Source organism: Pseudophaeobacter sp. C1-32P7, from assembly GCF_041008775.1.
Lineage (GTDB): Bacteria > Pseudomonadota > Alphaproteobacteria > Rhodobacterales > Rhodobacteraceae > Phycobacter > Phycobacter gallaeciensis_A.
Genome location: NZ_JAXGFR010000004.1, coordinates 57,910 through 77,282, shown reverse-complemented (window position 1 = coordinate 77,282; position 19,373 = coordinate 57,910). Strand labels below are relative to the sequence as shown.

The 19,373-nt window shown below is 61.2% G+C and carries 17 protein-coding genes; 5 read left to right on the top strand and 12 right to left on the bottom strand.

The features are described 5' to 3' along the window. Positions 1 to 89 precede the first annotated feature (89 nt). Positions 90 to 671, bottom strand: a complete 582-nt coding sequence (locus tag SM763_RS07125) for a helix-turn-helix domain-containing protein (protein WP_274840010.1) — start codon at positions 669 to 671, stop codon at positions 90 to 92. A gap of 123 nt (positions 672 to 794) precedes the next feature. Between SM763_RS07125 and SM763_RS07120 the strand changes: the two genes are divergently transcribed. Together SM763_RS07120 and ilvD are read left to right on the top strand one after the other, a co-directional pair. Then, the gene (locus SM763_RS07120; RefSeq protein ID WP_368998094.1) at positions 795 to 1,976 is read left to right on the top strand and encodes a benzoate/H(+) symporter BenE family transporter; all 1,182 of its coding nucleotides are present in this window, start codon (positions 795 to 797) and stop codon (positions 1,974 to 1,976) included. A 111-nt stretch (positions 1,977 to 2,087) separates the two neighbouring features. Further along, on the top strand, positions 2,088 to 3,932 hold the full coding sequence (gene ilvD, locus SM763_RS07115) for a dihydroxy-acid dehydratase (RefSeq protein ID WP_368998093.1): 1,845 nt from the start codon (positions 2,088 to 2,090) through the stop codon (positions 3,930 to 3,932). Positions 3,933 to 4,239: 307 nt separating this feature from the next. On the opposite strand, the gene SM763_RS07110 is transcribed toward ilvD, so the two are convergent. Next, complete coding sequence (locus SM763_RS07110; protein WP_368998092.1) at positions 4,240 to 5,058, bottom strand: sulfotransferase family protein; 819 nt, start codon at positions 5,056 to 5,058, stop codon at positions 4,240 to 4,242. A 140-nt stretch (positions 5,059 to 5,198) separates the two neighbouring features. Between SM763_RS07110 and SM763_RS07105 the strand changes: the two genes are divergently transcribed. Further along, the gene (locus tag SM763_RS07105) at positions 5,199 to 6,776 is read left to right on the top strand and encodes a DUF5928 domain-containing protein (RefSeq protein WP_368998091.1); all 1,578 of its coding nucleotides are present in this window, start codon (positions 5,199 to 5,201) and stop codon (positions 6,774 to 6,776) included. Positions 6,777 to 6,825: 49 nt separating this feature from the next. Here the strand turns inward: SM763_RS07105 and SM763_RS07100 are convergent, their stop codons facing one another. The 4 genes from SM763_RS07100 to pssA form a co-directional block, all read right to left on the bottom strand. Beyond that, a complete protein-coding gene (locus tag SM763_RS07100) occupies positions 6,826 to 7,467 on the bottom strand; it encodes a DUF1523 family protein (protein ID WP_368998090.1) in 642 nt (213 codons plus the stop codon). Between the two features lie 9 nt (positions 7,468 to 7,476). Further along, positions 7,477 to 7,743: a hypothetical protein gene (locus SM763_RS07095; protein WP_065273607.1), complete on the bottom strand. Its 267-nt coding sequence runs from the start codon at positions 7,741 to 7,743 to the stop codon at positions 7,477 to 7,479. Positions 7,744 to 7,876: 133 nt separating this feature from the next. Then, positions 7,877 to 8,500 carry a class I SAM-dependent methyltransferase gene (locus SM763_RS07090; protein ID WP_368998089.1) on the bottom strand — a complete coding sequence of 208 codons (624 nt, stop codon included), beginning with the start codon at positions 8,498 to 8,500 and terminating at the stop codon, positions 7,877 to 7,879. A 31-nt stretch (positions 8,501 to 8,531) separates the two neighbouring features. After that, a complete protein-coding gene (pssA, locus tag SM763_RS07085; RefSeq protein WP_065271682.1) occupies positions 8,532 to 9,275 on the bottom strand; it encodes a CDP-diacylglycerol--serine O-phosphatidyltransferase in 744 nt (247 codons plus the stop codon). Positions 9,276 to 9,590: 315 nt separating this feature from the next. Here pssA and SM763_RS07080 point away from each other — a divergent pair, with 315 nt between their 5' ends. Further along, the gene (locus SM763_RS07080; RefSeq protein ID WP_368998088.1) at positions 9,591 to 11,648 is read left to right on the top strand and encodes a putative bifunctional diguanylate cyclase/phosphodiesterase; all 2,058 of its coding nucleotides are present in this window, start codon (positions 9,591 to 9,593) and stop codon (positions 11,646 to 11,648) included. A 99-nt stretch (positions 11,649 to 11,747) separates the two neighbouring features. Here the strand turns inward: SM763_RS07080 and SM763_RS07075 are convergent, their stop codons facing one another. Together SM763_RS07075 and SM763_RS07070 are read right to left on the bottom strand one after the other, a co-directional pair. After that, positions 11,748 to 12,956, bottom strand: a complete 1,209-nt coding sequence (locus SM763_RS07075; protein ID WP_368998087.1) for an aminopeptidase P family protein — start codon at positions 12,954 to 12,956, stop codon at positions 11,748 to 11,750. Between the two features lie 209 nt (positions 12,957 to 13,165). Further along, entirely contained in the window at positions 13,166 to 13,951 is a 786-nt protein-coding gene (locus tag SM763_RS07070; RefSeq protein ID WP_065271685.1) for an alpha/beta hydrolase, read from the bottom strand. 211 nt (positions 13,952 to 14,162) lie between these two features. Here SM763_RS07070 and SM763_RS07065 point away from each other — a divergent pair, with 211 nt between their 5' ends. Further along, the gene (locus SM763_RS07065) at positions 14,163 to 15,638 is read left to right on the top strand and encodes an NAD-dependent succinate-semialdehyde dehydrogenase (protein ID WP_368998086.1); all 1,476 of its coding nucleotides are present in this window, start codon (positions 14,163 to 14,165) and stop codon (positions 15,636 to 15,638) included. Between the two features lie 24 nt (positions 15,639 to 15,662). Here SM763_RS07065 and SM763_RS07060 read toward each other — a convergent pair whose 3' ends face one another. The 4 genes from SM763_RS07060 to glcF form a co-directional block, all read right to left on the bottom strand. Beyond that, a complete protein-coding gene (locus SM763_RS07060; protein WP_368998085.1) occupies positions 15,663 to 16,292 on the bottom strand; it encodes a TetR/AcrR family transcriptional regulator in 630 nt (209 codons plus the stop codon). Positions 16,293 to 16,482: 190 nt separating this feature from the next. Further along, on the bottom strand, positions 16,483 to 16,947 hold the full coding sequence (locus SM763_RS07055; RefSeq protein ID WP_368998084.1) for an Hsp20 family protein: 465 nt from the start codon (positions 16,945 to 16,947) through the stop codon (positions 16,483 to 16,485). 170 nt (positions 16,948 to 17,117) lie between these two features. After that, a complete protein-coding gene (locus tag SM763_RS07050) occupies positions 17,118 to 17,945 on the bottom strand; it encodes a trypsin-like serine peptidase (protein WP_368998083.1) in 828 nt (275 codons plus the stop codon). A gap of 93 nt (positions 17,946 to 18,038) precedes the next feature. Then, positions 18,039 to 19,373, bottom strand: coding sequence for a glycolate oxidase subunit GlcF (gene glcF, locus SM763_RS07045; RefSeq protein WP_368998082.1), 1,335 nt, complete (start codon positions 19,371 to 19,373; stop codon positions 18,039 to 18,041).

Sequence of the window (19,373 nt, the reverse complement as noted above, 5' to 3'; positions counted from 1 at the left end):
GCCAAAGCCCTAGTCACAAGGTGAGACTTCGGCAAGCACTGCCGTGTGGTGCCATACGGAATTGTGACCTTTGCGGGCGCAGGATCTGATCAGCCAGTCGGATCCGGTTTGCGATAATGGTGCATGTTGAGAAAGGCCGCCCCGTCCGGCCCTGCACGGTACCCATGGGGCTGATCGGCCGCAAAGCGCAGCCCCTCCCCGACGTCGAGCCGCACCCACGCCCCATCGCTCAGCACCTCCACAGGCCCTTCGAGCACAAAGACCTCTTCGGTCACGCCCGCGTCATGCGCCTGGGACTGGTGGCACTGATCCGGTCGCAGGCGCACGTGAAAGGTCTCGGCCCCGAGATTGGGATCAAAGGGAAAGACGATCTTGACCGCGATACTGCCGGGAAACTGCACCGTGCGGAACACGCTCTCGCCCAGAACCTTGGGCTGACTGCTATCCTCGATCAAGGCGGTCAGCGGCAGGTGAAACCCCTTGGCGATCTTCCAGAGCGTGGCGATGGTCGGGCTGGATTCGCCTCGTTCGATCTGCCCCAGCATCGCCTTGGAGACTCCCGTCACCTCGGCCGCCCGCGACAGGCTGAAACCGGCCTCGGCCCGGATCTGCTTCAGATTCTGCGAAATCTTGTCTTCGCCTACAGGCGGGGACGCGGGCTGCGTTGGCATCGGTCTGTCGATCTCTTCAAAAAAGCCTTGTGCGTTATAGCGCACAGAAGATAATGTGCGCTATAACGCACAAACTGACCCTACAAGAGCCCGACGCCCGGGAAAACCCCATTCAGGATCCCCATGATGCCGCAGCTGAAACTCTCTCATATCACGGCAGGCGCCGTCGCCGTTCTGGTCGGGTACACCAGTTCGGTGGCGATCATCTTTCAGGCCATCGCGGCGTTGGAGGCAAACCAGGCGCAAGCCAACAGCTGGCTTCTGGCCCTCGGGCTGGGCATGGGGATCACGAGCCTGATCCTGTCGCTGTGGTTCCGCCTGCCGGTTCTGACCGCTTGGTCCACGCCCGGTGCCGCTCTTCTGGCGGTGGGCGGTGGCGCGACCACCCTACCCGAGGCCACGGGCGCCTTTCTGTTCTGCGCCGCCTTGCTAACGCTCACCGGCCTCACCGGCTGGTTCGAGCGGCTGGCGCGGCTGATCCCGGATACGCTGGCGAATGCGCTTTTGGCCGGGATCCTGTTCCGCTTTGGGCTGGAGGCGTTCACTTCGCTTGAAGAAGACGTCTGGCTGGTCGCGGTGATGGGCGCGGTCTTTCTGATCGGCAAGGTCTATGCACCGCGCTACACGATCCCGCTGGTTCTGCTGGCGGGTGTCATCTGGGCCGCCGCAACCGGCAGCTTCGGAGACCTGCAGCAGCTGAACCTGACTCTCGCCACCCCCGAGGCGGTGATGCCCGAATTTACCCTTTCGGCGCTGATCGGCCTTGGACTGCCGCTCTATATCGTCACCATGTGCTCCCAGAACATGCCCGGCGTGGTGACCCTGCGCAGCGCAGGTTACGTTCCGCCGGTTTCGGCCGCGCTGACGGTGACCGGGATCGCCTCGCTGATCCTGGCGCCCTTTGGCGGCTATGCCTTCAACCTTGCCGCCATCACCGCTGCCATCTGCGCCGGACCCGAAGCGGATGAGGATCCGGACACCCGCTACCTCGCCGTGGTGGCCGCTGGGGTGTTCTATTGCGCCGTGGGGCTGGGCGGCGCTGCCGTGATTTCCCTGTTCCTGATCGCACCGCACGCGCTGGTCGCCACCATTGCAGGCCTTGCGCTCTTGTCGACCATCGGCAACGGGCTGTCCCATGCGCTGGCCCCGACCGAAGGGCGCGAGGCGGCACTCCTGTGTTTCATGGGCACGGTTTCGGGCATCAGCTTTCTCGGGATCGGAGCCCCCTTCTGGGCCCTGCTGATCAGCCTGGTCTGTCACCTCATGCTGAGCCGCCCGTCGGTGACATTCAGAAAACCCGCATAACCCATTCCGCAACCGCCCCGGAAATCGGAGCAAAATAACCAAAATCGCCCCTCAGTTATTGCGTTTGTTTCGCGAATCATGTCCCTGAGGGTAAAAAGGGGAAATAGCCACATGCCAATGTACCGATCCAGAACCTCCACCCATGGACGCAACATGGCCGGCGCGCGTGGCCTTTGGCGCGCAACCGGTATGAAAGACGATGATTTCGGCAAGCCGATCATCGCCATCGTCAACTCCTTCACCCAGTTCGTGCCAGGTCACGTCCACCTCAAGGATCTCGGCCAGATGGTCGCCCGCGAGGTCGAGGCCGCAGGCGGCGTTGCCAAGGAATTCAACACCATCGCGGTGGATGACGGCATCGCAATGGGCCATGATGGCATGCTCTACTCCCTGCCCTCGCGCGAAGTGATCGCAGATAGCGTGGAATATATGGTCAACGCCCATTGCGCTGATGCCATGGTCTGCATCTCCAACTGCGACAAGATCACGCCGGGCATGCTGATGGCTGCCATGCGTCTCAATATCCCGGTGATCTTCGTCTCCGGCGGCCCGATGGAAGCGGGCAAGATCGACATCGCCGATCTGGATGCCAAGAAGATCGACCTCGTCGATGCCATGGTTGCCGCCGCCAGCGAGACCTTCACCGACGAGCAGGTCCAGCATATCGAGGAAAACGCCTGCCCCACCTGCGGCTCCTGCTCGGGCATGTTCACGGCCAACTCGATGAACTGCCTGGCCGAAGCGCTGGGTCTCGCCCTGCCCGGCAACGGCTCGACCCTGGCCACCCACGCCGACCGCAAGAACCTGTTCCTGGAAGCCGGTCGCAAGATCGTCGACATCACCAAACGCCACTACGTGGGCGAGGAAAAGGGCCTGCTGCCGCGCGAAATCGCGACCTTCGAGGCCTTTGAAAACGCCATGAGCCTCGACATCGCCATGGGCGGTTCCACCAACACCGTGCTGCACCTCCTGGCCATTGCCAATGAAGGCAAGGTGGATTTCGACATGTCCGACATGGACCGGCTCAGCCGCAAGGTGCCGTGTCTCTGCAAGGTGGCCCCGAACATCGAAAACGTCCATATGGAAGACGTGCACCGCGCTGGCGGCATCTTCTCGATCCTCGGCGAACTCAGCCGCGCCGGTCTGTTGCACGATGACTGTTCCACCGTACACTCCAGCACCATGGGCGAAGCCATCGCCAAATGGGACGTCAAGGTCGCCAACAACCCCGAGGCCGAAGAGCTGTTCAAGGCGGCGCCGGGCGGCGTGCGCACGACCGAGGCCTTTTCGCAATCCAACCGCTACAAAGAGCTCGACACCGACCGGAAGGGCGGCGTCATCCGCTCGGTCGAAAACGCGTTTTCCAAGGATGGCGGCCTTGCTGTTCTGTTCGGCAATATCGCGCTCGATGGCTGCATCGTGAAAACCGCGGGCGTCGATGAAAGCATCCTGAAATTCACCGGCTCGGCCTATGTCTGCGAAAGCCAGGATCAGGCCGTCAGCGACATCCTGACCGGCAAGGTCAAGGAAGGCGATGTGGTGGTGATCCGCTATGAGGGCCCGCGCGGCGGTCCGGGCATGCAGGAAATGCTCTACCCGACCTCCTACCTCAAATCCAAGGGTCTCGGCAAAGCCTGCGCCCTCCTGACCGACGGGCGTTTTTCCGGCGGCACCTCGGGTCTCTCCATCGGTCACGTCTCCCCCGAGGCGGCCGAAGGCGGCGCCATCGGCCTGGTGCAGATGGGCGACACCATCGAGATCGACATCCCCAACCGCTCGATCCACCTGGCCGTCTCGGACGAGGAACTCGCCAGCCGCCGCGCCGCGCAAGAGGCCGCTGGCTGGAAACCGGCAAAACCGCGCAAGCGCAAGGTCTCGACCGCGCTCAAGGCCTACGCGATGCTGACCACCAGCGCCGCCAAGGGCGCCGTGCGCGCGCTGCCAGACGACGAGTGACCGCCTCTGAATGAATGACGAAGGCCCCTCGCCAACCCGGCTGAGGGGCCTTTTTCTTATCCGGCCTTCGACCGCAGCATCTGCGGCCCGGGTCAAGGGCGGCCCGGCCGCCGCGCGGCACGCGCGGTTCACCCTTGACGCGCCCATCCCAAAGAAAATCGATAGGGCGCGTTGAGGGCAGACCTGCCCCTCAACCGCTCCTCAGCCCCCTGCGCGCCGCGCCAGCGGCGCCACGCCCAACCAGCGGATGGGCATTTTCAATGCCCGACGATGGGCGGGAGTACCCCTATTTCTGCCAAAGACACGATCAGTCGCCCAGCTTGGCGTGCACCTCGTCCAGATCGATCTCTCCGATGGGCATCTTGTTGGCCGGGTTTTCAAAATCGTATTTGAACAGATCGAAGTCGCGCTTGTAGATCTCATAGATCAGATGCATCGACAGATCGTCGAAGTAATCCTCGACCGGATGCGCGCGTTTGGGACCGTGGCCTTCGCTTTCGTTGAAGCGCGGGATCGCCGCCAGATCCACGGGATGCGGCGTCTCGATGGCGTCCAGAACCTGGCTCATGCCGTCGTTGAAGGCCTCGGTCCAGATGATCTTGTTGTAGCGTCCGCCATTCACGATAAAGGTCGACACATGCCCCGAGGCCGCCGACCAGTGTATATCCGGCTCCATCGGCCGCCGGAACCGGATGGTATCGCGCACGAACAAAAGGAACCGCCGGAAGCTCTTGATCTGGTCGAACTCCTGCTGGCCATCTTCGCCGCCGACCTCGATCCCGTAATCATAGACCAGCCGGGGCACCAGATTGCCACGATAGCGTTTGCCGTTGCGCTGGATGCCGCAGATCTTGTCAAAGAACGAGCTCAGCACCCGGGTATAGGGGTTGCGCACGCAGGTGAAGGCATAGGTGCGCTGGCCCAGCACATTGCGGTTGATCGGCTCCTGGCTTCCCTCCTGCGCCCATTTGTGCAGGCCTTCCTTTGAATCGTGGATATCGCCGTCAAAGAACCTGCCGTGATCGGAATAGTAGAGTATCTGACCGATGGTCGAACAGGCGCATTTCGGCACCACCCGGTAAATCACGCTTTCACTCTCGGTCATCCAGGTTCCTGGGAATCCCATCCGCAACCAACTCCGTTCCTGTCCACTCGACGCAACAATGACCACATCGCGGCCAAAAGACAAATAATCTTGTTTCTTCAAACAGCTCCGAGCTTTATCAAGAAGACAATCCAGCAAAACAGGGGCGTACCGTCGTCAGAATGGCAAAAATTGCATACATACTGCTCTGCCATAAGGACCCCGAGGCGATCATCCAGCAGGCCGAACGGCTGACGGCGGTCGGCGATTACATGGTGATCCATTTCGACGGCCGCGCCAGCGATCAAGACTATGCCGAGATCCGCGCTGCCCTCGACGACAATCCCAATGTCTGCTTTCCGCGGCGGCGCATCAAATGCGGCTGGGGGGAATGGTCGCTGGTCCGTGCCACCCTTGCGGCAATGCGCACCGCCGCCGACAACTTCCCCCGGGCCACCCATTTCTACATGCTCTCGGGCGATTGCATGGCGATCAAGACCGCCCAATACGCGCATGACTATCTGGACCAGAACGATTTCGACTTCATCGAAAGCTTTGATTTCTTCGAAAGCGACTGGATCAAGACCGGCATGAAGGAAGACCGGTTGATCTACCGGCATGTCTTCAACGAACGCAAGAACAAGGCTCTGTTCGAATGGAGTCATAACCTTCAGAAGAAACTCCGCCTGCACCGCGCGGTGCCTTCGGACATTCAGGTTCAGATTGGCAGCCAGTGGTGGTGCCTGCGCCGCCGCACTGTTGAGGCGATCCTGCAATTCGTGCGGGAGCGGCGCGATGTGGTCCGCTTCTTCCGCACCACATGGATCCCGGATGAGACCTTTTTCCAGACGCTGGTCCGCCACCTGATCCCGGGCGATGAGATCCAGTGCCGCACGCTCACCTTTCTGATGTTCACCGACTACGGAATGCCGGTGAATTTCTACAACGATCACTACGATCTGCTGCTGAGCCAGGATTTCCTCTTTGCCCGCAAGATCAGCCCGGATGCCAAGGATCTGAAACGCCGTCTCGGGCGGCTCTACGCGGCCGAGGGCGTGGAGTTCCAGATCTCGAACGAGGGGCGCAGCCTGTTCCAGTTTCTTACCCAGCGCGGTCGCAACGGACGCCGCTTTGCACCGCGGTTCTGGGAAACCGAAAGCAGCCTGGGGCGAGAACGCGAATTGACCATGGTCGTGTGCAAGAAATGGCACGTGGCCAAGAGGCTGATCCGGCAAGTCAACGAGCGCACCGAGGTTCCGGCCATCGCCTATCTCTTCCACGAGGAAAACACGCCCTTACCCGATCTTGGCGGGATCGAAGCCTCGCTGTGGAAACGCACTCGCCACCGCCGCGCCCTGATGCGCATGCTGTTTGAATATTACAACAGCAACCGGCTGATCGTCTGCATAGATCCCTCGGGGCTGGAGCTGATGAATGACTTCGCCTCTGACCGCTCAGTGACGCAGGTGCTTCACCTCGATTGTGATTTCACCGATGAATATCTGATCGCCCATGCCCAGCGATCTGGCCTTGTCGGAGTGCAGACACCGAAACAGACACTAGACCGGATCCTGCCGACCATCCGCAATGATATCCTGCATGAAACCGACCGGATCCGGGATGCCGGGTTTGATCCCTTCGTTACCCTGCACGAGGCGGACACTGCAGAAGACAAGGTCGCCAAACTGGCGAGGGTGTTTGGCATTACGGCGGAGCAGGCCAAAGACATCAGCCAGAACCCAGATCTGTTCAGCGATTAATCGACCTCAACCGGAAGGGCCACCCCGCACCCCGGCGCGGCGGACAGGGTCACTTGTTGTCGCCGCCAAGCCAACGGCGCAGCCTGCTGCGGCGCTCTGATATGGCGTCGCCAGCGGCATAAAGGCTGTCTTCCACATCATCGATCATCGGGTCGAGCCGGTTGCGGCGGAAGCGGCGCCAGCGCACGTAGATGGCCCAGAATAGCGCCGCAATCAGCACTAGGATCAGGGTGCTGACCCAGTTCAGAGGTTTGTCATTCGGCCCGGCAACGGGTTTGATCCCAACCGCATTGGGAAAGGCCGACAGGAATTCGTTGCGCCAGCCATAATGCAGCACCGCCACCCATTCCGGCGCGGCCTTGTTCGAGATCGCGTCATTGGCCTCGGTATAAAGATTGGCGGTGTCGAATTTGAAATAGGGCGGCCAGTTCCAGCCGGTGTCTTCGTTCCGGTAGACGATCGCGCTGCCATCGGGGCGCACTGCCTGAATGAACTGCACATCCCGGTTGCTCTGCTCGGTCGATTGGGTGTCCGGCGTCGACCAGAACATCCGCGTCCAGTCATTCAGTTCCTGACGTTCCTCGTAGGTGTTGACGATCCGCACCACGTCATACTGCGGCAACGTATAGTGCAGGAAGGCCCCGAACAGCAGCCAGACGGTGATCAAAAATCCCCATTTGATGTAGCCCATAAAGGCCTCCTATCTGAAATTGACCATATAGATCAGTGTCGCAATCAACCCCAGCGGCACCACATAGACAAGCAGGATCAGCCGACGCCGGAACGAATGGTCATACCGCCGCAACCCCCGCTGGATGAAGGCCGCGCGGTCTCCGGTCAAGCCCTTCTCGGCCCAGCGGCGTTTCAACTTGGCCCGGCGCATTTCCCGCGAATAAAGCGACACGGCGCCGTAGACCACCGTGAGCCCGATCATCAGAAAGAAAAACAGCCGAAAAAAGCCCAGCATCACCGCCCCCAGCACCAGCGCGCCCCCGACCCCGCAGCGCTGCGCTACGGCAGAACCCGGCCAACCCGCTGGCTTACCCCTTCGAACATAAGCGTTTTTGCCGCGATGCCAATCCCGCCAGCCAGAGGCAAGATCAGTTGTGGCGGGCTTTCTTCAGCACCAGAAAGGTCATCATCCCAAAGGGCGGCAGGCTTTCCTGCTCCTTGATGCTGAGCGTTTCCTCGCCAAGGATGGTCCCGATCTCGAAATCGGAATGCCAGCCCAGCACATTGGCAAAGGGGGCCGATATCTTCTCAAGCGAGGCCAGAACGCCCTGGGTGCTTTTGAAATGGTTGCTGATCACCACCTCGCCGCCGGGCTTCAGCACCCGGGCGATTTCAGCCATCACCTTTTGCGGCTCGGGCACCACCGACAGCACATGCATCGCCGCCACCGTGTCAAAGGAGGCATCGGGAAAATCCAGATCACGCGCATCCATCTGCCGCAGCCCCGCGACATTGGTCAGATCCATCTCGGCCACGCGGGTTTCCGCCTTGGCCAGCATTTCGGTGCTGAAATCGATGCCGGTGACGCGCAGATCCGCACCGTAATGCGGCAGCGACAGCCCTGTGCCGACGCCAACCTCCAGCACGCTGCCGCCGCGCCGGTTGATATAGTTCACGACCCGGCGCCGCCCGGCATTGGTCACCGCCCCGAATGTCCTGTCGTAAATTGGCGCCCAGCGCGCGTAGGATGATTGAACCGCCTTCAGTTCCAATCCCGTGCCTCCCCATTTTCTTGTTACCCGCTCAATCCGGTACCTTTCGGATCAGCCCCCAGACCACCAAAACCACGTAAACAAGGCACAACACAACCAGCGTCGTCCAAGCATAGGTCAGAACCGCCGCCCCGGCAAAGGCACAGCCCACCAGGAAATATTTCACATTCTCCCGGCTGATCTTCACCGCCTTGGGCGACCAGGTCGGGATGCGACTGATCATAAGGAAACCTATGACAACCATGTGAAAGCAGATCAGCAGATCCGGAACGACCAGCCCGCCGGAGAAGGAGAAGGAGACGAACATCGGCAGCATCGCCAGTAGTGCCCCGGCAGGCGAAGGGATGCCGGTGAAGTAGCCAAGGCGTTCGCCCACGACCGGCTCATCCGATTTCGCTGCCACGTTGAACCGCGCCAGCCGCACCACGCAACAGACCGAGAACACCAGCACCGAAATCCACCCGGCGCTGCGCATGTCCTGCAAGGCCCAGAAATAGATCACCAGCGGCGCCGCGACGCCGAAGTTCAGGAAATCCGCGAGCGAATCCAGCTCGGCCCCCATCTTGCTGTCGCTGCCCAAGGCCCGCGCCAACCGCCCGTCAAGACCATCCAGCAGCGCCGCCAGCAGGATCAGCTGCACCGCCAGCACGTAATTGCCCTGCACCCCGAACCGGATCGCCGACAACCCCGCACAGATCGCCCCCACCGTCATGATGTTGGGGAGCAGCTGGATCAGAGCGAATTCATTCTTGGTCTTCTTGGGCAGATCGTCCATGGGGCGGAGGTCAGTCTATAAGGCTCGGTTAGGGATCCTTGGGGCGGCACAGGACTGCATAGCCCCCTGCCCGCCCCAGCCTGCACAATACAGGAGGGTTCCCCCTCCTATGCCCGATTGCGAGGGAGCGTGCAATGGGAGGGGTCGGAGAGCCGTTTCCACCATAGCCCGCCAAGGCAGGATGGCGGATGATCACTTTTTAAATATTACAATGATACTCATGTTATCTCTGGGGCGAGCTGAATCACGGTTGTTTTGTTAACCGTTCAACGGGACAAGAGACTGAATCTCATATACGACCCGAGGACTTGGTTCATGTATCGTCTGTTGGACTGTATCACCCAGGAGCATATTTATGGCCTGGTTGCCGTGGCTGCTTTTATTTGCGTCATCGGTTCGGTGCTCTCCACACATATGTCCACCCGTTTGACCCAGTGGACGGGCATGCGCCGCCTGGTTCAGCTACCCCTTGCCGGTTTGATCACCGGGGCCACGATCTGGTCGACCCATTTTATCGCGATGCTATCCTATGACCCGGGCTATGCGCATGGGTATGAGCCGGTGTTGACTGGTGTATCGCTTCTGGTCGGCGTCATCGGTTCACTGGCTGCAAACACCGGGCTGGCCTATGCGCGCGGCCGGGTTGCGGCCTGTGCAGCGGGGGCGGTGTTCGGGCTGACCGTGACGGCGATGCATTACACTGGCATGAACGCCTATTTGCTCCCCGGAACGATTGTCTGGAGCCTTCCGCATCTGGTGGCCTCTGTCCTTCTGGGCGCGGGTTTTGGCGCACTCAGCTATGGTTTGATTGTCCAACGCCTGGGCGGGGTGGCCGGGCGGCTATGGCCAGCGGGGGCCATGGTCCTGGCGATCTGTCTTATGCATTTCACCGGGATGAGCGCCATCGAGATCCGGCTGGATTCCTCAATTGAGGTGCCGACCGAGACAATTTCGGATACCGCCATGGCCATGCTGATCTTCGGAGTGACAGGGATCATTCTGCTGATCGCCATCGCTTCTGCGAGTATTGAGGTCAATCTCGAAGGGGAATCCCGTTCCCAACTCACTCATGCGGCCCTGCATGATCCGCTGACCGGCATGCCCAACCGGATGTGGCTGACCCGCAAATTGGATGCCCTGCAGACGCAGCTGACTGAAAATGAGACCGCAAAGGCGGCGGTGCTAACGATCGACCTCAATCTGTTCAAGGAGGTAAATGATCTGCATGGCCATGCGATAGGCGATGCAGTATTGCGCCGGGTTTCGCAGAGCTTGAATGAGCAAAAAGGCGAAGGCGAATACATCGCGCGGGTTGGCGGCGACGAATTTGTCGCCATCAAACTGGGGTTCCGCCGCATCGAAGAGGTGCAGAGCTTTGCAGAGCGTCTGCACGCCGCCATAATGGAGCCCATCGACCTAGAGGAAGTCTCGTTGCGGGTCGGGGCGTCGATCGGGATTGCAACGACGCTGGAAGAAGGGCGTGATCCGAACCAGTTGCTGCATAAATCGGATGTTGCGATGTATCGGGCCAAGTCAGAAGCAGACACGCCGATCTGCCAATTCGACGAGGAAATGGACCGCCGTAGCCGAGACAAGACACAGCTGGTGCATGACCTGCGTCTGGCGCTGCAGAACAATGAATTCGAACTGGTGTATCAACTCCAGAACACATTGGAAACGCTGGCGCCGGTGGGGTTCGAAGTGCTCTTGCGCTGGAATCATCCGACGCGTGGTCGGGTGTCCCCGGATGACTTCATCCCGGTGGCCGAAGAAACCGGTCTGGTGCGCGATATCGGCGCCTGGGTGCTGCGGGAGGCCTGCCGCGAGGCGGCGCAATGGGATCACCCCTACAGCATTGCCGTCAACGTGGCGCCGCAACAGCTGGTGCAGCCCTCGTTTGTCGAAGACGTGATGGACAACCTGTTCGAGACCGGCCTCGACCCGCAGCGCCTTGAACTGGAAATCACCGAGGCCAGCATCATCGACGATCAGGCGCACACGCTGAAGGTGATGCACAAGCTGAAAGAGCTGAGCATCCGGATCGCCATGGATGATTTTGGCACCGGGTATTCGTCGCTTTCGATGCTGCAGACCTTCCCCTTCGATAAGATCAAGATCGACCGCAGTTTCGTTCAGGACGTGCATAAGGACGCGCAGCGTGCTGTCATCGTGCGCTCCACTCTGCTGCTTGGGGCCGCGCTGGACATTCCGGTTCTCGCCGAAGGGGTCGAGGTCGAAGACGAACTCAGCTTCCTGCGCGCAGAAAGCTGCACCTCGGTTCAGGGCTTTTACTTCGGTCAGCCGATGACCCGGGACGACATGCGCCGGATTGCCTGCAATGCGGCAGTGGACGGCGAGAAAAACGCCGCATAACCCCTGGACTGCGGCCTACCTGCCGAACAGAGGCTGCACAGCCTGTGTAAGGGGGGTGCGCGGATGTCACCCCCCGACTCTTGAGCCTTTCGGCCCCCGTTACCCGACCACGTTGAACTCCGGCCCGTAGGGGTAGCCGGTGATGTTCTCGTTGCCATCTTCGGTGATCACCAGGATGTCATGTTCGCGGTAGCCGCCCGCTCCGGGGTTGTCTTCCGCGATGGTCAGCATGGGCTCCATCGAAATGACCATTCCCGGCTCCAGCACCGTTTCGATATCCTCGCGCAGCTCCAGTCCCGCCTCGCGCCCGTAGTAATGGGACAGGACGCCAAAGGAGTGCCCGTAGCCAAAAGTGCGGTATTGCAGGAGATCGCGCTCTTCGAAGAAGGCGTTGATCTTATGGGTGATCTCGGCGCAGCTGGCGCCGGGCTTTAGCAGCGAGATGCCGTATTCATGGGCGGCGACGTTGGCCTCCCAGACTTTCAGGCTGTCGGGATCGACCTCTCCGACGAACAGGGTCCGCTCCAGCGCGGTGTAATAGCCCGAGATCATCGGAAAGGTGTTCAGCGACAGGATATCGCCGCGCTGCAGCTTGCGCGCAGTCACCGGGTTATGGGCGCCATCGGTATTGATGCCCGACTGGAACCAGACCCAGGTGTCGCGGTATTCGGCATCAGGAAAGCGTTTGGCGATCTCCAGCTCCATCGCATCACGCCCCGCCATCGCCACGTCGATCTCCCGCACCCCTTCGCGGATCGCATCGCGGATGGCATAGCCGCCCACATCGGCCACTGCGGCACCGGCGCGGATCATCTCGATCTCGGCAGCGGATTTATGCATGCGCTGGCGCATGGTCGGCTCGTAAAGATCAATCATCTCAGCCGGTTGCAGGAAGGATTCGAGCTTGCCCTTTTGCAGCAGCGTCAGATGATCGCTCTCGTAGCCTACCGTCGCGCCGGGGCCAGAAACCGACAGGATCGCACGCCAGAAATTGTCGCGCTGCCAGTCGGTATAGGTGATGTTATCGCAGAAGGAGCGGCGCCAGGGCTGGCCCGCGTCGATGCCTGCGCTGATCGTGACGGCGGCATCGGCGGTCACCACAAGACCGTAGGGACGGCCAAAGGCGCAGTAGGTAAACCCCGAATAATACGAGATATTATGCATCGAGGTGAAGACGGCGGCGGTGACGCCAGCCTGCTCCATGATCTTGCGCAGGCCCGCAATTCGCGCCTCATACTCGGCCACGGGGAATTGCAACGGCGCCTTTTCGCCATTGTGAAAACGGTACATGTCAGGACGTGCAGTCATGCTGGATCCTTCCTTTTCTTACAAGAAAGGTCCCGGCGTACAGGACAGATTGTGTGTCTAAGTCAGGGTCCCGTGAGAACTCCCTCACGCGGCGACGCCATCGCCCGGCCCTGATCCCAGACATGCTGCGGAATCGCAGCGCTGGCAAGTGTTTTCTGCGCCGCCCTGCCCGGGTCGTGCCTTGGTGCGGCGCAGATCAGCGGGGCTGCCTAATTGACGATCAGCGCCACCAAGTCGCTGTCGGGATCCGCCAACGGGTCGATGACATTGAAATGATGCTTGCCAAAGGCGATGACGTGATCCGTCGCCCAGGCATCGGTCAGCCATTGCGCCTGATCCAGAAAGGCCGGGCGTTCCTCGGCGCCGACCCAGACGGTGACCGGTACGTCATAGCGGTCCTGCATCTCCACCGGGCTTTCGGCCTTGGCGGCCTCGGCATCCATCTTGAATTGCTTGTTCATTGAGGTTCGCAACAGCGGCAGCAGATCCGACAGCGGCGAAATTGGGATCACTGTTTTCAGGCGTGCGCCTACATCCTCGGGCAGCAGCGCCCGGTCCAGCATGCGGGCGACCAGATGCCCCCCGGCAGAATGCCCGGCCAGGGCGATGGGGCCGTCCACTTCTTCGGCGATATGTACCACCGCCGAGGCCACCTGCCGGGTGATATCGGCAATGGAGACATCGGGGCACAGGTCGTAGGACGGCATTGCCACGGCCCAGCCATGCGCCAGCGGACCTACCGCCAGATGCGACCATGTGCTTTTGTCAAACCTCAGCCAGTAGCCGCCGTGCACGAAGATGAAGACACCCTTGGGCGTACCTTCGGGCAGGAAGAGGTCGAACTTGTTTCGATCGCCTGGACCGTATGGAATGTCGAGCTGGGCGCGCTCGTGCAGGCTGTTGCGGAAATCCTCGGCCGAGGCATCCCAGCGCGGCGGGTAATCATCGGCCCCCGCGATATAGGCTCCGTTGGCATAGGCGTCGTCCAGTTCCATGGCAATCTCCCCGGTTTGTTGTTTTTGCCAAAGTGACGGGCTGCGCGGGACAATGTCAAACAGCTAACTGAAGCGGCGGCATCCGGCCCTTCTGCTTAGCCTATGCCCAGCGTCCGGCAGATTTATGATCAAATTCTGGACTCATCGAAGGTTCTGGACATATGAATGACCAGCTGATTTGCATGCCTGCAAATAATCCGGGGAGACACCAATGCTGACCAAGAACACCGAGCTGAAGTCCCTTTTGAAGGACCCGACCCTGCTGGAAACCCGCGCCTATGTGGGCGGCCAGTTTGTTGACGGAGACAAGGGCACCTTTGATGTCACCAACCCCGCGCGTGGCGATGTGGTTGCTGAAGTTGCCGATCTCAGCCGCGCGCAGGTTGCAGGTGCCATCGCCCAGGCCGAAGCCGCACAGAAAGACTGGGCCAAATGGACCGGCAAGGAACGCGCGAATGTCTTGCGCAAGTGGTTTGACCTGATGATGGAAAACCAGGACGACTTGGGCATCATCCTCACCGCGGAAATGGGCAAACCCCTGGCCGAAGCCAAGGGCGAGATTGCCTATGGCGCCTCTTTCATCGAGTTCTTTGCTGAGGAGGCCAAGCGGATCTATGGAGAGACCATTCCCGGCCACCAGCGCGACAAGCGGATCACCGTTCTGAAACAGCCCATCGGGGTTGCCGCCTCGATCACGCCGTGGAACTTTCCCAACGCGATGATCACCCGCAAGGCCGGTCCGGCGCTGGCCGCAGGCTGTGCCTTTGTCGCCCGCCCGGCCGAGCTGACGCCCCTGTCGGCCACCGCGCTGGCGGTTCTAGCGGAACGCGCAGGCATTCCGGCGGGTGTGTTCAACGTGGTCACCACCTCGGACGCGCCAGAAACCGGGCTGGAGTTCTGTGAGAACCCGGCAGTCCGCAAGCTGACCTTCACCGGCTCGACCCCGGTTGGCCGTCTGCTGCTGCGCCAAGCGGCGGATCAGGTGATGAAATGCTCGATGGAGCTGGGTGGCAATGCGCCCTTCATCGTCTTTGACGATGCCGATCTCGACGCTGCTGTCGAAGGCGCGATCATGTGCAAGTTCCGCAACAACGGCCAGACCTGCGTCTGCGCCAACCGGATCTACGTGCAGGCCGGTGTCTATGATGCCTTCGCCGCCAAACTGAAAGAGGCCGTCGCCAAGATGAAGGTCGGGGACGGTCTTGAGGACGGCGTGCAGTTCGGTCCGCTGATCAACGACAAGGCCGTCGAAAAGGTCGAGGCCCATCTGGCAGACGCCACGGCCAAGGGCGCCGAGATCATTCTGGGCGGCAACCCGTCCGAGCTCGGCGGCTCCTTTTTCCAGCCGACCATCGTGACCGGCGCCACCACGGATATGCAATTCTCGACCGAGGAAACATTCGGCCCGCTGGCGCCGCTGTTCAAATTCGAGGACGAGGACGAGGTCATCGCCATGGCCAATGACACCATCTTTGGCCTTGCGTCCTATTTCTATGCCAAGGATCTGAGCCGGGTCTACAAGGTGGCCGAGGCGCTGGAATACGGCATCGTCGGCGTCAACACCGGGATCATCTCGACCGAGGTCGCCCCCTTTGGCGGCGTCAAACAGTCGGGCCTCGGCCGCGAAGGCAGCCATCACGGCATCGAGGACTATCTGGAAATGAAATACATCTGCATGTCGGTCTGATCCGGCACGCAAAGGATCAGAGCATCAGGATTGGGGTCCGTGACTGGCAAGGTCGCGGACCCTTTTTCGTATCTGCGAACGGAAGGCCTCAACCGCCCCCGCCTGCCCCGGAAGGCGCGGCAGAACAGGCTGCGACATGGCGAAATAACCGATCGCCCCCAGCAGATCGCAAACCGCCGCCAAAGCCGCCGCGGGCGGTGCTGCACGCCAGGCCGGTGCGTCCTGCACCATGGCCACCAGTTCCTGCAGAAAGGGCCGCAGGAACCAGCGTTCAGCGGGCCGGTCCTCCTGGCGATCGTCCAGCAGCTCGCGCAGGATCAGGCGGCTGTCGGCAGGATTGAGCAGCCCCTCGCCCAGATAGGTTTCGAAAAACGTCTCAAGCCGCTGCTCCGGCGCGGCATCGGAGTCCTGCGCCTCCATCAGCATCATGCGGTCGGCCACCCCTCCCAGCACCCGCTCATACAGCGCATCCTTGCTGCCGAAGTGGTGCAACAGTGCCTGTTTCGTCAGTCCCAGTTCATCGGCGATATTGGCAATCGAGGCGCCATGATAGCCCCGCGTGGCAAAAAGCTGCGTTGCGGCCAGAACGAATTCGTCCGGACGATTTGCGGATCGTGAGGCAGGGCGATCAGCGGGGCGAGAGGCAGGGGGCATGGCGGCTCCTTTCCAGCTTCTGATAACAGAAAAGGATGCTCCCTACCATCCGGTCAGCCCCAGCTATAAGACGCGCCAAACGCAAAAGCCCCCGCGCCCGGCATCCGGACACGGGGGAAGGAAGGCCGCCACGGGTAGGACGGCGACCTCGGGGAGTTTCAAAGCAGGGAGAACCCTGTGCGGGGAAGGATCAGTTGACCTTCTGCGCTTCCAGTTCGGCGCGCTGCGGTGTGGCAGAGCTGATCTCGATCCGGCGCGGTTTCAGGGCCTCGGGCACTTCGCGCTGCAGGTCGATATGCAGCATGCCATCCGCATGGCTGGCGCCGGTGACGCGCACATGGTCGGCCAGGGTGAAGCGGCGCTCGAACGCGCGGGTGGCGATGCCACGGTGCAGGAAGGTCCGGTCCTCATCCGCATCGGCCTTGCGGGCGGAAACGACCAGGGCGTGTTCCTTCACCTCGACACTGAGATCGGATTCGGAGAAACCGGCGACGGCAATCGAGATGCGATAGCTGTCGGCATCGGTCTTTTCAATATTGTAAGGGGGGTAGCTGGGCTGGCTTACATCGTTGCTGAGAACCCGGTCCATCAGGTCGGCGATCTGGTCAAAACCCACGGTCGCACGGTGCAGCGGTGCAAAATCAAAGGTACGCATATGTGTCATCCTCATCATTGAGCGATATGTACATTGCCCTCCCACGTCTGGGGCAGGGCGTTCATTTCCATCGGGCCCCGCTTGGCGGCGACCCGACACAATCGAGATAAGGACTGCATCGCGGGTTTCAAGAGGTTGGCAGGGCGCGGAAATATGCCCCCGTCTGAGGCCTACTGACGGATGAATTTGGCGCCGCTGGTGCGGCGGCCATCGCCGACCTGAACCCGGCCTACACCGGGCGGCATACGGCTGCCGATATGGGTGCCGGTCAGCTGTGCCTGCAACAGATCCAGCCCCTCGCCCAGCGCCGCACCCAGCGACACCCGCTGGCCGTTCACCTCGGCCTTGGCCGAGACCACGGAAACGATACGCGGCACCTGCCCGTCAAAGGAAAACACCGGCGCGCCGGAAGAGCCGAAATCCACATCGCAGGACATCACCAATACCCCCTTCTGCTGCGCGGTGACGGTGCAGACCTCTTGCAGCGAGGGCGCCTCAGAGCGGTCATGGGCATAGGAGACAACACCAATTCGGCTGCCCTTGCGCGGACGCCGGTCGGTCTCGAACGGGATGACGGTTGTGTTGCGGATGGGGCGTTGCAGTTGCAACAGCGCGATATCCTTGCGCACCCGCCCGGTCGAAACCTCGCCGTCAAAGACATAGTCGGGGTGGATCACCGCTCGGCGCACCGAGCGATAGGCCGAGGCGCGGCCATTGCGCCAGCCGGCCAGAAATTCGATGGTCTCGGGGGCGATCCGCTGACCGGTGCGCCCGTCAAACAGACAATGCGCCGCTGTCAGAACCAGATCTGGCGCGATCAGAGACCCTGTGCAGAAGCCTTCGCCATTGACGTCAAGACGGCCAACCGCCTCCCAGGCGCGGCCCGCATCCGTGGTGTCGAGCCGCTGAAGACGACTGTCCCCAGCCGCAACCACCGCAGGCAGCAGTGCCGCCAAAATCCCGAAAACCCAAATCCGCACGCATGTCTCCCCGCTCATCCCGCTTTTCAGGATAGGTATCTGTTAGGGCGAAAATACGGCAAGGGCCGCGCTGATACAGCCCGGCCCTGCCAAAAATTTACCACTGTGGGATCAGCGCAAGATCGGTACCTGATCCTCTGCCGTCGCGGCATGTCCATTCCCATCGGTCATCGCGGGCGGTTTCGGACCACCGGTGGCCCAGTCCAATAGCTCAACCGTATGCACGATGGGCAGCTTGGTACCCGATCCGATCTGCATCATGCAGCCGATGTTGCCTGCGGCGATCAGGTCGGGATTTTTGGCTTCCAGCGTTTTGACCTTGCGCGCCTTCAGCTGACCCGAGATTTCCGGCTGCATCAGGTTGTAGGTCCCGGCAGAACCGCAGCAGAGGTGACTGTCGGCAGGCTCCACCACCTTGAACCCGGCGCGTTTCAGCAGGGTCTTGGGGTGCGTCTTGATCTGCTGGCCGTGCTGCAAAGAGCAGGCCGCGTGATAGGCAACGGTCAGCCCCTTGTCATCGCCTTCGGGCAGGTCGAGTTTCATCAGCAGTTCGGAAATATCCATCGCCCGTTCCGATACCCGCGCCGCATCCGCCGCCAGCGCATCATTGCGGAACATATGGCCGTAGTCCTTCACCGTGGTGCCACATCCCGAGGTGTTAATGACGATGGCATCCAGCCCCTGCCCGTCGATCTCGGCACACCAGGCGCGGATGTTCTTGGCCGCGGTGGCGTGGCTTTCGTCCTCACGGCCCATGTGATGGGTCAGCGCCCCGCAGCAGCCCGCGCCCTTGGCCACGACCACTTCGCAGCCCAGCCGGGTCAGCAGGCGGATGGTGGCATCGTTGATATCGGTGTTGAGCGCCTTTTGCGCGCAGCCCGTCATCAGCGCCACGCGCTTCTTGCGCGGCTCTGCGGGGGTGAAGCTTTGCGGATCATCGTTGCGGCTGACCGGCGGGATATCCTTGGGCGCCATGTCCAGCATCGCCCGAAGCCGCGCATCGGGCACCAGCCCTTTGAAGGGACGCGCCAGTTTCGCACCGAACAGCGCGAGGCGGAATCGGCCCGGATAGGGCAGAATCTGCGCCAGAACCCAGCGCAGCGCCCGGTCGGTAAAGGGGCGTTTGTAATTCTTGTCGATATAAGCGCGCGCGTGGTCAATCAGGTGCATGTAATGCACGCCCGACGGGCAGGTGGTCATGCAAGCCAGGCAGGACAGGCAGCGGTCGATATGCTTGACCGTCTTTTCATCCGGCACGCGGTTGTTTTCCAGCATGTCCTTGATCAGGTAGATCCGCCCGCGCGGGCTGTCGAGCTCATCCCCCAGAACCTGATAGGTCGGACAGGTCGCGGTGCAAAATCCGCAATGCACGCAGGAACGCAGGATCTCGTTCGAGCGCTGGATGCCGGGATCCTTCAGCTGGTCTTCGGTAAATTCAGTCTGCAT